Origin of the sequence: Paenibacillus sp. MABNR03 (assembly GCF_050455445.1) — a bacterium.
Lineage (GTDB): Bacteria > Bacillota > Bacilli > Paenibacillales > Paenibacillaceae > Paenibacillus > Paenibacillus xylanilyticus.
Genome location: NZ_JBCIYR010000001.1, coordinates 1698549 through 1714365, shown reverse-complemented (window position 1 = coordinate 1714365; position 15817 = coordinate 1698549). Strand labels below are relative to the sequence as shown.

General features: G+C 44.9%; 14 protein-coding genes. 11 read left to right on the top strand and 3 right to left on the bottom strand.

The window, feature by feature from the left end; translation table 11 throughout:
* Positions 1-223 precede the first annotated feature (223 nt).
* From AAIH57_RS07200 to AAIH57_RS07160, 9 genes are all read left to right on the top strand, one after another.
* A complete protein-coding gene (locus AAIH57_RS07200) occupies positions 224-763 on the top strand; it encodes a glycerol-3-phosphate responsive antiterminator (RefSeq protein WP_175398840.1) in 540 nt (179 codons plus the stop codon).
* 273 nt (positions 764-1036) lie between these two features.
* Positions 1037-1870 (top strand): HAD-IIA family hydrolase, encoded by an 834-nt coding sequence (locus AAIH57_RS07195; protein WP_430021098.1) that lies wholly within the window; start codon positions 1037-1039, stop codon positions 1868-1870.
* Positions 1871-1908: 38 nt separating this feature from the next.
* The gene (locus AAIH57_RS07190) at positions 1909-2745 is read left to right on the top strand and encodes a metallophosphoesterase family protein (protein ID WP_430021097.1); all 837 of its coding nucleotides are present in this window, start codon (positions 1909-1911) and stop codon (positions 2743-2745) included.
* Between the two features lie 23 nt (positions 2746-2768).
* Positions 2769-3857 (top strand): ABC transporter ATP-binding protein, encoded by a 1089-nt coding sequence (locus AAIH57_RS07185; protein ID WP_430021096.1) that lies wholly within the window; start codon positions 2769-2771, stop codon positions 3855-3857.
* Entirely contained in the window at positions 3854-4726 is an 873-nt protein-coding gene (locus AAIH57_RS07180) for a carbohydrate ABC transporter permease (RefSeq protein WP_430021095.1), read from the top strand. The genes AAIH57_RS07185 and AAIH57_RS07180 overlap by 4 nt, the downstream gene beginning before the upstream one ends.
* Before the next feature lie 19 nt (positions 4727-4745).
* Entirely contained in the window at positions 4746-5570 is an 825-nt protein-coding gene (locus AAIH57_RS07175) for a carbohydrate ABC transporter permease (protein ID WP_175398835.1), read from the top strand.
* 24 nt (positions 5571-5594) lie between these two features.
* Positions 5595-6908, top strand: coding sequence for an ABC transporter substrate-binding protein (locus AAIH57_RS07170; RefSeq protein WP_175398834.1), 1314 nt, complete (start codon positions 5595-5597; stop codon positions 6906-6908).
* A gap of 331 nt (positions 6909-7239) precedes the next feature.
* A complete protein-coding gene (locus AAIH57_RS07165) occupies positions 7240-7704 on the top strand; it encodes an NUDIX domain-containing protein (RefSeq protein ID WP_430021094.1) in 465 nt (154 codons plus the stop codon).
* Positions 7705-8021: 317 nt separating this feature from the next.
* Positions 8022-8774 carry an alpha/beta fold hydrolase gene (locus AAIH57_RS07160; RefSeq protein WP_430021093.1) on the top strand — a complete coding sequence of 251 codons (753 nt, stop codon included), beginning with the start codon at positions 8022-8024 and terminating at the stop codon, positions 8772-8774.
* 65 nt (positions 8775-8839) lie between these two features.
* Here the strand turns inward: AAIH57_RS07160 and AAIH57_RS07155 are convergent, their stop codons facing one another.
* Entirely contained in the window at positions 8840-10225 is a 1386-nt protein-coding gene (locus AAIH57_RS07155; protein WP_430021092.1) for an alkaline phosphatase, read from the bottom strand.
* A gap of 342 nt (positions 10226-10567) precedes the next feature.
* Here AAIH57_RS07155 and AAIH57_RS07150 point away from each other — a divergent pair, with 342 nt between their 5' ends.
* Positions 10568-12193, top strand: coding sequence for a helix-turn-helix domain-containing protein (locus tag AAIH57_RS07150; protein WP_430021091.1), 1626 nt, complete (start codon positions 10568-10570; stop codon positions 12191-12193).
* Positions 12194-12216: 23 nt separating this feature from the next.
* On the top strand, positions 12217-13956 hold the full coding sequence (locus tag AAIH57_RS07145; protein ID WP_430021090.1) for a cache domain-containing sensor histidine kinase: 1740 nt from the start codon (positions 12217-12219) through the stop codon (positions 13954-13956).
* A 54-nt stretch (positions 13957-14010) separates the two neighbouring features.
* On the opposite strand, the gene AAIH57_RS07140 is transcribed toward AAIH57_RS07145, so the two are convergent.
* Together AAIH57_RS07140 and AAIH57_RS07135 are read right to left on the bottom strand one after the other, a co-directional pair.
* Complete coding sequence (locus tag AAIH57_RS07140; protein WP_175398829.1) at positions 14011-14901, bottom strand: carbohydrate ABC transporter permease; 891 nt, start codon at positions 14899-14901, stop codon at positions 14011-14013.
* Positions 14902-14916: 15 nt separating this feature from the next.
* Positions 14917-15807: an ABC transporter permease gene (locus AAIH57_RS07135; protein ID WP_175398828.1), complete on the bottom strand. Its 891-nt coding sequence runs from the start codon at positions 15805-15807 to the stop codon at positions 14917-14919.
* Positions 15808-15817: the final 10 nt, after the last annotated feature.

The following is a 15817-nucleotide window of genomic DNA, read 5'->3' as shown; positions in this document are numbered from 1 at the left end:
TTGTTCATTTCATTTATTTAAACCTCTTGATCCTATTAGAGACAAAACTATTTCCAACAGGGAGTCATGCTGGCTCCATTGAAAGATCATTGCTTAATTTACAGTAGACGAGATGATTTAGGTTGAAAGGTGAAATTAACAGCCCATTTACATGAAGATGATATAAGACGAATATTTCTGCTTTAACATATAAGATGACAAACGAGGGAATGAGGAGTGACTCATGAAGGATTATCCGATCATCGCATCCATCACGGTAGATGAGCAAATCGCACGAGCTATGGCAAGCGATGTGAAGCGAGTTATTCTGATGACAGGGAACATCACGAATCTTGGTTCAATCATAGATAGTCTGCATCAAAGCGGTAAACAGGCATATGTACATACCGAGATGGTATCCGGTATTGGACGAGATAACTCTGCCATTCAGTATCTTGCTGATGTGTTCAAAGTCGATGGTATCGTGACGACAAAGAGCAATACGGTTTCTGCGGCAAAGCAAGCAGGCATATTAAGCATTCAGCGCATATTTGCCATTGATTCAGCAGCAATTGAGACTGCAGTACGGATGATTAAGAGCTATAAGCCAGATGAGGTTGAACTGATGCCGGGGCTTATGCCTCGAGTCATCCAAGAAATGAAAGAACGCATCACGCAGCCTTTGATTGTTGGAGGACTTATCCGGCATGAGGAAGAAATTCAGGAAGCATTAAAGAGCGGGGCAGATTTTGTTTCGATAGGCCATGAGAAATTCTGGGCTTAATTTTATAATTTTATACATTTATCCTTGGGTGGAGACGACGAGAAAACCCGGTGGTAAGTAAATCAATACAACCTTGATGTTGAAGGAGGGTGATTTGCTGCTGGGTTTTTTGTGTTGTCCAAAAAATACAACGGGAGGTAATTGAGCATGACCATTCAAGCAGCTGCTCATCGCGGTTATCCAAAGAAATATTCTGAAAATACGCTGTCTTCCTTTTTAGAAGCGGATGTGTTGGAGTTGTCCGGCTCAGTGTGAGTGGGCAGGGTTAAGGTCATGGAGGATTTGTATGCTTACGATGCGTATTGCTTCGATTTAGACGGGACGATCTATGTTGGCCAAATGATGCTCCCTGGCGTAAATGACTTCATTAGTGGCTTGCGCTCACGGGGCAAGCGTCTGTTGTTTCTTACGAATACTCCCGTTCATACCAGGGAGGATTGCTACAAGAGACTGCAGAGTCTGGGTGTTTCATGCCAGCTTGGTGAAATTTTGACGGCAGGGTACGTGTCAGGAATGTATTTTGCAGAGCATGCCCCAGACGCCAATGTGCTGGTTGTCGGTGAGGAGGCTTTGCGGAGAGAACTTCAGGGAATCGGGATAGCTATCACCGAGGATCCGTATCGATCCACGCATGTGTTAGTCGGAATGGATCGTCAGTTTCATTACGATAAGCTTCATCTGGCGGCAAAAGCAGTTCGTCACGGGGCGGTTCTGCTCGCAACGAATCCGGACAGCTGCTGCCCCGTACAAGGTGATATCATTCCGGATACCGGATCCATTCTAAGCTCCATTGAGGCAGCCAGCCAGCAGAAAGCGTCAGTCGTGATTGGCAAGCCTTCCCGATACTATGCAGAGAAGGCGCTCCAGCTTTTGAATGTGAATAGCAGCAGATGCCTTATGATCGGCGATCGGCTGGAAACGGATATTTTATTTGGGCAGCAGAATGGAATGAAGACTGCCCTGGTGCTTACGGGTATCTCCTTGAGAGAGGATATCCAAAAAACAGGTATTGTTCCGGATTATATATGGCCTTCCTTCAACGAATGCATCATGGAACAGCAGGACCATTCGAAGCATTCAACTGTGTTGCAGGTGGAGAAAGCTTAGCAGCAAGGTGTTGCAAAATAAAGATGGAGGTGGAGTTCATGCGTTTGGCGTTACTTGGTGATTTTCACTATTCAAGCATGAGTTATGGGACCGAAGAAATGAAGGCTGCGAGAGTTCGGGTATATGAGCATATGCTCAAGGCCTTTTTAGAGGAAGAGGCGGACTTTCATGTCTCAATTGGCGATTTAACGCATGAAGGAATGGCTCAGGAATTCCGATCGATTTACTCCATCCTTTCCAGAAGTGAACGGAACTTCATTCATGTGCTGGGCAATCACGATACGTATTCGATACCCAAGCTTGAAATTTCCGCGCTAACAGGTCAGGATCGCTATCGATCGATTGACACGCCTCATGCCAAGCTGGTTTTTCTGGATACTACCCAGGAAATGAACCGTGAAGATTGGGGAGGGGAGCTGGACGGAGAGCAAGTGGGATGGCTCAAAGACCAGCTTGCCGACTCGCATAAGAAGCAGGTGCTTCTCTTTGGGCATCATCCGGTTTTTGATACAACTGCACGTTCAACGCTCGATAAGCTGTATGTTCGTCCGCAGGATGAACTGAAGAGCATACTCAATAGTCGGCCAGCAGGAGGCATCTATTTTTGCGGGCATAATCACATGAACTCCATCGTGAAGCAAGGTACATGGCACTATGTTCAGACCGCAGCTTGCCTGGATGTGCCTGCATACCGTGTTATTGAAGTTCGTGAGGGCGAAGTAGCGATAACTCACCATCCTATAGAGGGTGCTAGCCTCGCCGATGATATTCAAAGTTTTTGTTGTGATATGCCGGGTTTTGGACCTGTCGCTGGTGCGTTAGGTGAAGAAAATGACCTTATTCTATCCATTCAATTAGCATCGGCCGCTCAGTAATGTAAAGAGAAGGAGGGAACGTCATGGCACAAATTGTGTTGAAGCAAATTGAAAAAAGCTTCAAGCAGGATAAAGTCATCGAGGGTCTGGATCTGACCATTGAGGATGGTTCCTTTACGGTATTGGTCGGCCCGTCTGGCTGTGGAAAATCAACGACACTCCGCATGATCGCAGGACTTGAGAAAGAAACGGGCGGTGAGATTTGGATCGGAGACCATTGTGTCAATGGGGTAGAACCGGGCAAACGTAATGTGGCCATGGTATTTCAAAACTATGCTTTGTATCCAATGATGACGGTAAAGGAGAACATTGAATTTGGACTCGTGAATCGCAAGGTGCCTCGGTCTGAGCGAGAGCGTCTTGTTAAGGAGATCACGGAGGTGGTCGGCCTTGCCGAGTATTTGAACAAGAAGCCGCAGGCTCTGTCCGGTGGTCAACGTCAGCGGGTTGCCTTGGCTCGGGCTATGGTTAAGAATCCCGCGGTATTCCTGATGGATGAGCCATTGTCGAATCTGGATGCCAAGCTGCGCCATCAAATGCGTACGGAGCTAATTCAGCTTCACAAACGGCTAGGCGCAACCTTTGTCTTTGTTACTCATGACCAGGTTGAGGCCATGTCGATGGGAGATCGTATCGTCATCATGAATAAAGGGCGTATTCAACAAGCAGATCGTCCAATGAAAATCTACGATGATCCGGATAATGTCTTCACAGCCCAATTTATCGGTACACCGCCGATGAATGTGATTGATCGCGAACGTATCCTGCCTTATTTAAATGGGCAGCTTGATGATGACATTGGGCAGGTTGGCTTTCGACCAGAGAAAGCAACGATGACACTTGAAAACAGACCGCAGACGGGGCATGTTCAATTCACAGCCCATATCATGACACGCGAGACACTAGGGGCAGAAATCATCTATCAACTGGATTCCGCGCTTGGATCTGTGGCCGTGAAGAGCTTTTTGAAGCCGTTGGAGTCCGCCTCCGAGGTAAACGTCACGGTCTCCATGCAGGATCTGTACTATTTTGATCGGAACGGAGTCCGTGCTCGACAGCTTGAACGGTCTGAACCTAGAGAGCTCATTGTCCTGGGAGGGGAATATTCATGACCGTTTGGTCCAAATTCCGTCCCTATGTCATGGTGGCTCCCTCTATCGTGATATTCTCTATTTTCTTCATTTATCCGATCTTCTATATGATCTTTTTGAGTTTTTACAATTGGGATTTTATTAACCCGGTCAAGGAGTTTGTGGGCTTCAACAATTTTGTCGAGTTATTTAAGGATAGTGCGTTTCTTCAGGTCCTGAGAAATTCCTTGAACTATACGCTTCTTTCCGTATCCTTATCCATTGTGATTTCGCTTCTGCTTGCGATTTGGCTGAATCGGGAAGGAGCATGGTTCGGGTTTGTTCAAGGTGCACTATTTAGTCCACATATTGTTTCGCTTGTATCTGTATCCCTGGTGTGGATGTGGCTGATGGATCCCAAATTCGGTTTGCTTAACGGTTTGCTGGATATGGTTGGCTTGCCCAAACTGGAGTGGCTGAGTAGTCCCGACAGTTCATTACTGTCGCTTGTGCTTGTTTCGGTCTGGAAAGGCGTGGGATACAACGCTCTCATCTTCATCGCTGGTCTCCAAAGCATTCCGAAGGATGTGTATGAAGCCTCAGCTCTGGACGAGGCCAATTGGTGGCGGAAGTTCTACAAAATTACGCTGCCCATGCTTTCGCCGACCCTGTTTTTCTTGATTATCATTAATTTGATCAGTTCATTCCAGGTGTTTGAGACCATTGCCATCATGACCAACGGGGGTCCGGTTAATTCAACCAACACGCTCGTCTTTTACATCTACGAGTACGGATTCCGCTATTTCAAGATCGGTTACGCCTCGGCTGCAGGTGTTATACTGCTCGTTGTTGTTGGTGTGCTTACGCTAGTCTACTTCAAGCTGCTGAGCCGCAAGGTTCACTATCAATAGAAAGGAGAAGGGATATATCATGGCAAGAAAGTCATTGCTTCGTATCCTGAATATTACTGCCACGATCGTACTGGTTGCGATTTTTGCTATCCCTTTTCTATGGATGATTTCAACATCACTGAAGTCTTACCCGGAGACCGTGATCTTTCCACCCAAATGGATTCCCTCCAAGGTGATGTGGAGCAACTTCCAGGCGGCGTGGGAATCAGGGCCTTTTTTAAAATACCTAATGAATAGCGTTGTCGTATCGGTCAGTATACTCCTGCTTCAGTTCACAACCATTATATTGGCTGCCTATGCGTTTGCAAGGTACTCCTTCAAAGGAGACAAGCTGTTATTCGGGATAACGATGGTGACCTTGATGATTCCTGGTCAGCTGATTTTCCTGCCTGTGTATTTGTTGCTCAGCAAGTGGGGACTCATTAACAATTTGCTGGCACTCATTCTGCCTTTCTCTTCCAGTGCCTTTGGCATATTCATGCTGAGGCAGTCATTCAAGCAAGTACAGGAAGAGCTTATTGAAGCGGCACGGCTTGACCAAACGCCGGAATGGAAGATCATTCTTAAGATTATGGTGCCCATGGCACGGCCAACGTTGGTGACCTTTGCATTGTTCAGCTTCATCGCACACTGGAATGATTATTTCTGGCCGCTCGTGATGACGACCTCCGATGCAGCAAGAACGCTTCCGATTGGGATCTCTAAGCTGCGCGAGGTCGACGGAGGAGCCGCCTGGCACATTTTGATGGCTGGAAACATGATTCTGGTCGTTCCGATTTTGATTGTTTTCTTATTTGGACAACGGCAAATTATTAAAGCATTTGTCTATTCGGGTGTAAAGTAATCCAATTCATAGGAGGGTTTGTCCATGAAAAAATTTGGTTCTATTTTGTTGGCAGCAACGCTTGCATTTGCTTTAACGGGTTGTGGTGATTCCAATTCTGCAGGTTCTACCGATAATGCTGCTGCTTCTGGTAGTTCGAATGGTGCGGCCAATAAACCGGTAGAGATTACATATTGGTACTCATGGGGGGACAAGATCGCCGAGAACAATGAGAACTTGGTTAAAATGTTTAATGAATCCCAGGATGAAGTCATTGTAAAGGCGGAATACCAAGGATCGTATGCAGATCAGCATTCCAAGGCACAGGCTGCTTTTGCAGCGGGCAATGCACCTGAAGTTTGGCAAAATGAAATTGCTTCGGTTGGTGTGTTTGCCGAATCCGGCATGACGCAGGAATTGACTTCATTTGTTGAGAAGGATCAACTTGATATGGATGATTTCATTCCAGGACTAATGGGAAATTCCTACGTAAATGACAAGCTGTATGCTCTTCCTTATTTACGAAGTACACCAATCCTGTATTTGAATCGTACGATGCTGAAAGAAGCGGGACTTGATCCGGCTGGCCCGAAGAATTGGGCGGAATTTGAAGATTATGCACGCAAGCTAACGATTAAGGATCAGCGCTATGGTATCTCGATGCCTGTTGATATTTGGTTCTATGAGGCTTTTGTTAGACAGAGCGGAGGAACGATGATTAGCGAGGATGGGAAAAGTGCGGCATTCAATAATGAAACCGGCATTGAACCAGTGAAGCTGTGGCTTAAGATGAAGGATGAAGGCATCATGAGCATCGGGACGACCGATGATGCAGGTACACAAGCCAAGACGGATTTCCACAATCAGCGATCTGCGATGATATTCTCCTCAACTGCGGACTTGACCAATAATATGAAGGTTGCAGAAGAGCAGGGTTTTGAACTTGGGACTACATTTATGCCTGCGAATGATACGTATGGAGTGCCAACAGGTGGTGCCAACCTGGTGATGACTTCCGGCTTGTCTCCAGAAAAGCAGGAGGCGGCGTGGAAGTTCATTAAATGGATGACCGCCAAAGAGCAAACGATTTATGCAAGCTCCTTCACGGGATATTTGCCTAGCCGAATTAGTGCAGTGGAAAGCGATGATATGAAGAAGCTTTATGAGGAAAAACCGCTGTTTAAGGTGGCGGTAGACCAACTGGAATATGCGGGTCCACGCCCAATGCAAAAGGTGTACCCAGAGATTGGTGAGATGATCAAGGATGAAATTCTACGCGCGGTTGTTGATTCGTCCATTACGGCAGAGGCAGCTATAGCTGAAGCAGCGAAGAAGGCCGATGCCTTACTGAATAAGTAGACTATTATTAAAGAGCTAGGCGGTTTCGTCCCGCCTAGCTCTTTAATTTGGGTAGTGCATTCCTAAATGTTCAGAATTTGTTGAGACATACGTGTTAGAATCTTTATGAAAAGCGTAATTAGGGATATACAGAGCAGTTTAATCGATAACCAGCATGAGGGAATCTTCAGCGTTAATGGTTCCGAATGTGCTGAGTAAGTCTGACGGCATGATCAACGAAAGCAAGCCCTCCATTGTGAGGGCCTTTATTGCTTGTTTTGTAGTATGCGACAGCCAACAGACAGAATCTTGAACAACTTGAGACGGATTAATGGCAAATGGGGGAACAAAAATGGAGCGGAAAATTAGAAATTCTGCAAAAGCATTAATTATCAAAGATGGGAAAATGCTTGCAATTAAACTAGATGATCATGGTGATGTGATCTATATCATGCCTGGTGGGGGTCAGAATGCAGGGGAAACTCTTACCGATGCCGTGAAGCGAGAGGTAGCGGAAGAAATCGGAGTGGATGTAGAACCGTTATCATTGGAATTTGTAATTGAAGGGGTATACGGCGAAGCTTTTCATCGTCTAGATTTGGTTTTTTTATGCAAATACGTAGGTTTAACTGACAATTCTATGCTGCAAGGTGACGAAAACCAAATAGGATATGAATGGCTTGATGTTGAAAATATTACCGAACAACCGTTATATCCGTCCAAATTAAGAAAGCAGATTCTAAGATTATTCAAGGGAGAAAAGACAGATATGTACTTAGGTAATGAGGAACCTGGTGACCCTGAAAGTTTAGTATAAATTAGAAGATTGATTGATTTAACTCCTGAAACACTATTTAGGAATGATCACACGTATAGGAAGTCGCTAATTTAGCGGCTTCTTTGTTTTATCGGTAGAGGTCCTTGGCCGGGTAGAGGACAAATCAACGAAGTCAACTAGTTGAAATCTTTTTTGGTTGAGGATCTGGTTTAATTATTCTCCAGCGACAATAACATAAAAGGTAGTTTTTGACCTCTTAAGGTAACGGGTGGAACTCATTTAAATATGGACTGGATGTACAATCAACAATAGAATAAGTACTAAGAAAATATTTCCATTATGGGGAGGGGAACAAGATGGAACTTTTTTACGAAATTGAAGGGAATGGACCCCTGATAGTCATGATTCACTCGGGAGGAGTCGACTCAAGGGTATGGAGGTATATGGTGCCTGAACTGGCAAAGTCATTTAAGGTCATTACCTTCGATGGTCGAGGAACCGGTCGCTCACCTGCTATGCTGGAGCCGACTTCACTTGTGGAGGATTTGCGCAAACTTCTCACACATCTCGGACTGGAACGTGTCACACTTATTGGTCATTCCATGGGCGGGCAAATCGCGACTGACTTTACGTTATCCTATCCTTCAATGGTTGAGCAACTAGTGGTAATTGCCCCTTCATTAACAGGATATAACTATTCGCAGGAGTTCACCAATTATATGACATCCGTGAATGCGGCTGCTCCCGATATATCTAAAATCGTGGAGTTGTCCTTAGCAGCACCGATCTATCGGGCTGTGATGGCTAGCCCCCATCGGAGCCTTCTGAGTGAAATGCATGCTCACTACATGGGGAGGGTATTTACCGAATGGAGAAGCTTTGAAGTCCTTTGGCCAGAGCCGCCTTCTATTGAACGTTTAGAGAAAATTACAGCGAGTACGTTATTTATACATGGAACAATAGAATGGCCGGATATGTATAATATTGCCGAGCACTTCAAGCGTGTACCTGAGATTAGGTTTGTCGAAATCCAAGGGGCAGATCATATGCTTGCCCTTACTCATGCAGAAGAACTAGCCATAAGCATCCGAGAGTTTTGTCAGAGGTAAGAAAAATAGCCCATCTCTAATTCCTGACGGAAAGAAGAGAATGGGCTATTGCTGAAGATTGGTGACTATTTATGCTTCTTTAAAATATCGAAAATGATTGCTGCATTATCCGTATTGTCGATCAGGCCTGCAAATCGATGGCTTGCCGGACCGTAAGCATAGACTGGTACGTCTTCTCCTGTATGTCCGCCTGTTGTCCAGCCAGTGAACGAACGGTTATCGATAATCGCTTCAATGGCATTATCGATCGTCGTTACATCTGCGTCTTTTGCTGCATCTTTTACGGATTGAATTTCTTCTGCTGTCAGTTCAAGCTTGAGGTAGCTCTTAAGCGTCTCTTCTACGGAAGCACCTTCAGCAATTTGAGCTGCCATGAAGTCTGGAGTGCGTACTGCAGCTTTAATCGGATCCACGAAGAAGTTATATTCTCCGTCTTTTCCGAGCGTGAGTCCCCCAGTTGAATGGTCAGCAGTTGCTACGACAAGAGTTTCGCCGTCTTCTTTGGCAAAATCAATAGCTGCCTGGAATGCTGCTGCAAAATCCTCCATTTCACTCATAGCGCCAACAATGTCATTATCATGGCCGGCCCAGTCAATCTGGCTGCCTTCAACCATTAGGAAGAACCCATTTTCGTTTGTGCTCAGGCGATCAATGGCTGTATTCGTCATCTCGGCCAGCGAAGGTGTTTCGCTAGTACGATCGATCATCTTGTCCATTCCTCCGTCAGCAAAAAGTCCGAGAATCTGTTCATTTGTATCTGCGAGCAGGGTGCTGGAATCAGTCACGTAGCTAAAGCCAGCTTCTTGAAACTTTTTCGACAAGTCACGATCCTCACGTACAAAATTGGATTTTCCTCCACCTAACAGGACATCAAGTTTGTGATCTCCATTGATCAACTCATCATAATAATCATCTGCGATCGCGTCCATGTTCTTCCGGCTGATGTCATGGGCGCCGAATGCAGCCGGCGTGGCATGGGTGATCTCCGAGGTGGCAACAAGACCGGTGGATTTTCCGTTTTCCTTCGCCTGCTCCAATACTGTTTTAACTTCAGTATGGTCATTATCGACCGCAATGGCGGCGTTATATGTCTTCACGCCAGCAGACATAGCGGTAGCCGCGGAAGCGGAATCTGTCACGTTCTGACTGTCGTCATCCGGATATGTCATTTGAGTTCCCACAAGATAGGGATCAAATACGGTTCTCTCCATGACCTTGGTTGAAGGATCGTCCTTCATATAACGATAAGCGGAAGTATAAGCAGTTCCCATGCCATCACCAATGAGGAAGATGATATTCTTGATTTGTTTTTTCTCTACACTAACAGCTTGTACTGCATTTGCCTGTCCGGCAGACAAGACTGAAGAAGCAGCAATGGCCAGGCTCAGTGCTGCTGCGGGTAGTGCTTTTTTTGTTAATCTCACGATAATTCCTCCTTGTATTTTAAACATGAACATATGAAGCTTTATTCATCTGTATATGAAGATTATCATTCGAGTGTAAAATAGGACCAAGATATCTGTATACGTGGAGTAAAATGAACAAAAAAAGAGATGTGTAATTGACAGACAACCAGAAATATAGGGGTGGCATTGAAAAGCAAGGAAGAATGAATGTCAGGGGACGAGATGAATGAACGAAGGTCGTGGAAAACACGGCTTTTTGTTTGGATAGAAGATAGGATCGTGGTCTTTGAAATGGTAGAATAGCTAAAAAGATCAGGTTGGCTCTCATTTTCCAAAATAGTAGTGAACCTTAATTCAATCCAGGAAAAACAAAAATGGGGGATGCCCATGTACAAACTAATGATCGTAGATGATGAATTACTGATGCGTGTTGGGATTCGTTCCATGCTGAATTGGGAAGAGTACAATTTCTATGTTGTTGGTGAGGCGGGGAACGGAAAAGAGGCATTGGAGCTTGCGCTTGAAGTGGCTCCCGATCTAATCATTACGGATATCAAGATGCCGATCATGGATGGATTACAGCTTATACAAGAGGCCTCCGGCGTGCTGAAAACCTGTAAGTATGTCATCCTGAGTAATTTTGATGAATTTCATTATGTGAAAGAGGCACTGAAACTTGGCGCCGCTGACTACTTGATTAAAAGCGAAATTACAGAAACCTCCCTGATCGAGCTCCTGACTACCATTGGACAGAAACTGCAAAGCGAACAAGTCAGCCCGACAAACACACCTTCTATGTCACTTGATTACTCGAAGAACCTGAGACATCTGAAGGATAGTTTCTTTCAAGATGTTGTAAGCGGATTCATTAATGGAAAGGATATGGTCGCCAAAGCTGAAGAACTGCATTTTCACATAAGATCGGATCAACTGGTTGTCATCAAATTCATCGTTAACTATTACGATGATGCGAAGAGGAAATATGTGGAGAAGGGGGAGAAGCTGCTTCGGTTTTCTATTCTTAATATTATGGAAGAGATCATTCCATCCAAATGGGAGAAAGAGATTTTCGTCGAACATTCGTCTGAGTATTGGGTTATTGTCAATGTGCTTCCAGAGTCTAAATCTGTACACGCTGACCTAAATAAACTATGTAATAAGCTTCTGTCTTCCATCAAGGATTTTATGAATCTGTCGCTTACAGCAGGTGTAAGTACAATCGTTTCCGGTTTTCATGGCATTAGAAAGGCGTGCCAAGAAGCTGAATTTGCACTAAAACAGGGGTTCTTCACAGGCAGCAACCAGGTACTGTATTACGAAGATGTGATTCAAGCTCCAGCCCGGAAAGAAGTGAACGGAATGCTGAGCCCAGAGCAAGAACGGGATTTCCTGAAATTGTGGATAAGCAAAGACAACATAAGAGCAAAGGAGTTCCTTGAAGGAATTCGATCTGGTCTGGAGGCAAAGCAAGCGGATGAGAGCAGTATTCGTAAGCAATATATCATGGTGATGGAAACCATTCACTCCCATTTATCACGAGCTGCTGAAAGAGGCAAACCTTCTTTTACGGAGAAATCGCCTTATGAAATCGTTCTGAAGGGAGAGTATTGGGAGGATATTCATCAAGATATGCTGGATCATATTGCGTATTACTTTAAAACCGATTCCCAAATCATGCAGGAGCGTACCTATACAGACCTCGCCACCGAGTTGATCGACAAGTATTATGCGGAGGATATTTCGTTGCAAAGCGTAGCTAGCCAAATTAATGTCAATCCATCGTATCTCAGCCGATTGTTTAAGCAGGATAAGGGAGAGAACTTTATTTCTTACTTGACACGAGTTCGGATCGATCATGCGAAGGCTTACCTATTGAGCAAGGAATTGAGAGTGTATGAAATTGCAGATAAGGTGGGTTACCACAACTACACGTATTTCAGTAAAATTTTCAAGAAATCTGTAGGATACACGCCTGAGGAATATCGGGAACGACTGCAGCAGGGATCCATGTAATCCGTGAATAAGAGGTGCAATAGATGAGGCGTACCCAACTCTTTCGAATCCAAAATAAAATCATGGTGATATGTATAACGGTCATTATCCTGCCGGTATTTGTGATGACGATTAATTCGTATTACTCCTCTGAACGGTTATTGGCCCAGAATTACACGAAGCTGCTCAGCGACCTGGCCAAGCAAACGAATATTCGGATTGATGAGTTTCTAAAAGAAATTGAGAAAATCACGCTGCTGGCCAGCAACGGACTGAGCAATAATCTATCTGCGACCCATGAAGGAAGCTTTCCGATCCAGGATTTTCTGAGAGATGGGGATCAGCAGCATGAGGTTGCCGCATACAATATTCTGATGAATTATATCATGATGAAGGATCGCGTATTCTCCATTTACCTCTATAACTTAAACGGGGGACAAGATCTGTTCGTGAGTCCTAACCAACCCATTGACCCTAACTACAAAGTGGCTAATGAATTGTGGTTTAAAAAGTTCATGCATGATAAGGATCGAACCATCACTCTGACCACCCGGATGGATGAGCAATTAAAGAATAAAATTTTGGCAGTCTCGCACGCTCGAAAAATTCATGATGTGGCTAGCGGGAAACTGCTTGGCGTGATCGTTGTCAGCATTGATATCAAATTCATCGAGATTGTTAATCGTAACCTGCAGGAAGGGCTGCGTTCCAGGTTCATGATCGTAGATGAGAATGACAAGATTGTATATAATGTGGACGAACGATTGATCGGTACACTGTTCCGGGATAACGTTCGCCCACCCGAATCATTGAATGTTGTGGTAACCAGTCCGCTTAGTCAGCAAAAATGGACAACTTACTTATACATGCCCTTGGATGAGCTGACTGCTGATGGCAAAATATTGGGCCGTAATCTGATAACATTGGCCATTGTCATGTTTCTTTTTGCTGCAGTAATATCCATATTTCTATCTCATGTCATTACAACCCCCATTAAGAAACTCCTGCGTAATATTGCGCTGGTCGAGAAGGGGCAGTTTGAACAAGTCGAACATATTCGCTCTCGGGACGAGATTGGACATTTATCGATTCGATTCAACAAGATGTCGCATGAATTGAAGCTCTTGGTTGAGCGGATGCAGCAGGAGGAAATAGAGAAAGCCAAAGCTGAGATGCGTGCCCTTCATGACCAGATCAAGCCTCATTTCCTGTATAACACACTAGGGTCGGTAAAATGGATTGCGTCCATGCAGCAGGCTGACAAAATCGTGGACATGACAGATGCACTTATCTCGATGCTCCGGTATGCGACAAGATCAGATGGGACGCTCGTAACGATTCGTGAGGAGATTGATAATATAACGAATTACGTCACGATCCAGAATGTCAGGTACTATGATTGTATTCAGATGAGATATGAGATTGAGGAGCGACTGATGGATTATCGTATGCCCAAAATGATCCTGCAGCCCCTTGTGGAGAACGCGATTTTTCATGGTCTGGCCGAACTCGAAGAAGATGGGATCATCACCATTCGGATTCAATCACAGCTGGATGAAGTTGTAATCGAAGTCTGCGACAATGGCGTCGGAATGGATCATCTTACGATGCAGAACTTGATGGAAGAAAAGTCCGGTGCCAGTACAGGAACGAATGGGATTGGATTGCATAACGTGCAGCGGCGGATTCAACTTCATTTTGGTAAACCCTATGGAATACAAGTCGCGAGTAAAATAGATGAAGGTACCATTTTCTCCATTCTGCTACCTGCCATTCAAAAATGAAGTTTAGATATAAACAAAAGGGCTTACAGTATGAACTGCAAGCCCTTTTATGATTTATCCTTTAACGCTGCCTAGCACCAAACCCTTGGTGAAATATTTCTGTAAGAACGGGTAAACGAGCAGAATCGGAATGGCACCCAGGAACATTTGGGCGGCGCGTCCGGTTCTGGCATTCATCATGGATAGAAGTTGGGTATAATCGGATCCTGATTTCAGCATGATTTGCTCAAAGCTCTGCAGAAGGGTCTGCAGATAGCTTTGTAATGGATAATTGGCTGGATTGTTCATATAAATAATGCCATCGAACCATGAATTCCAATGGCCGACAATACTGAACAAGCCGACTGTAGCGAGAGCTGGCTTGAGGAGAGGGAGCAGTATGCGAAGCAGTACCTGTACAGGCCCGGCACCGTCGATGATGGCTGATTCTTCAATTTCCTCTGGCAACCCTCTAATGAAATTCATGAGAATGATCATGCTAAATACCGGTAGAGCTCCGGGCAGGATCAGGGACCAAATCGAATCTATTAGTCCCATTTTGACAACCACGAGGTAGGTTGGAATTAATCCTCCGCTAAATAACATGGTCACGATGAAAAATCCCATATAGATATTACGGCCCATCAATTTTTGTTTGGATTTGGAAAGTGGATAAGCTGTGAGCACGATTAAAACGAGATTGACCAACGTTCCGAGAACGGTCCGTTGGATGGCGACCCAGAGCGAGGAAAAGAATGACCCTCCAGTTAATGCAAATTCATATGCCTTCGTCGTGAATTCGACGGGCCAGAACGTGACACTTCCCGCAGATACTGCCGAGCTGCTGCTGAACGAAACCGCCAACAGGTTGATAAACGGGAGGATACAGAGAAGAGAGATAAGAAGCAATATCGTGTAATTCATGATATGAAACAAACGCCTGCCCATACTTTTATCATGGATCATAATGATAGTTCCTCCTTAGAAGATACGATAGCCGGCTACCCTGTAGGCCAGGATGTACGATACGGCAACCAGAATACTGGAAATGATGGATTTGAATAATCCGACGGCAGTACCAATCGAATATTGTGCCTGCTGAATACCCAGACGGTATACATAGGTGTCGATAATGTCACCGGTCTGATACACAACAGGGGAGTAGAGGTTGTAAATTTGATCGAAGCCTGCATTAAGTACGTTCCCAAGCGACAATACGGTCATTAAAACAATCGTAGGCATAAGGAGGGGCAAAGTAATGTAGATGGTCTGCTTCCACCGTTTGGCTCCGTCGATCACAGCGGCCTCGTAAAGTCCAGGATCGATGCTGGTCAGGGCTGCCAGGTAAACAACCGTGCCAAATCCGAAGCCTTTCCAGATGTCACTCACGATCATCGTCCATGGGAAAATGGAAGGTGTCCCAAGAAAGGAGATAGGTGCAATCCCGAATACGCCTAAAAATGTGTTGATAATGCCGTCGGAGCTAAGGATATCCAGCATAATGCCGGCCATAATGACCCAGGAGAGGAAGTTCGGAATATATACCAGAGTTTGGAATGTGCGTTTGATTCCACTGTGCAGCACTTCATTAAGCAGTAATGCGAAAATAACAGGTACGATAATACCACCGATAATCTTAAAGACAGACATGTACAGTGTATTCCAGATCGTTCTTACGAAGTTCGGCTGATTAAACACATGCGTAAAATTATCCCATCCTACCCATGGTGAGTTGAAGCCAAGGCCCGGGTTGTACTTCTGAAACGCAATAATAAGTCCGTAGAAAGGGATGTAACTAAAGATGAAGACCAGGACCAGACTTGGGATCAACATGAGATGGTAGGGACTCTGCTGCTTCCATTTTCTCAGCATTCATATTCCT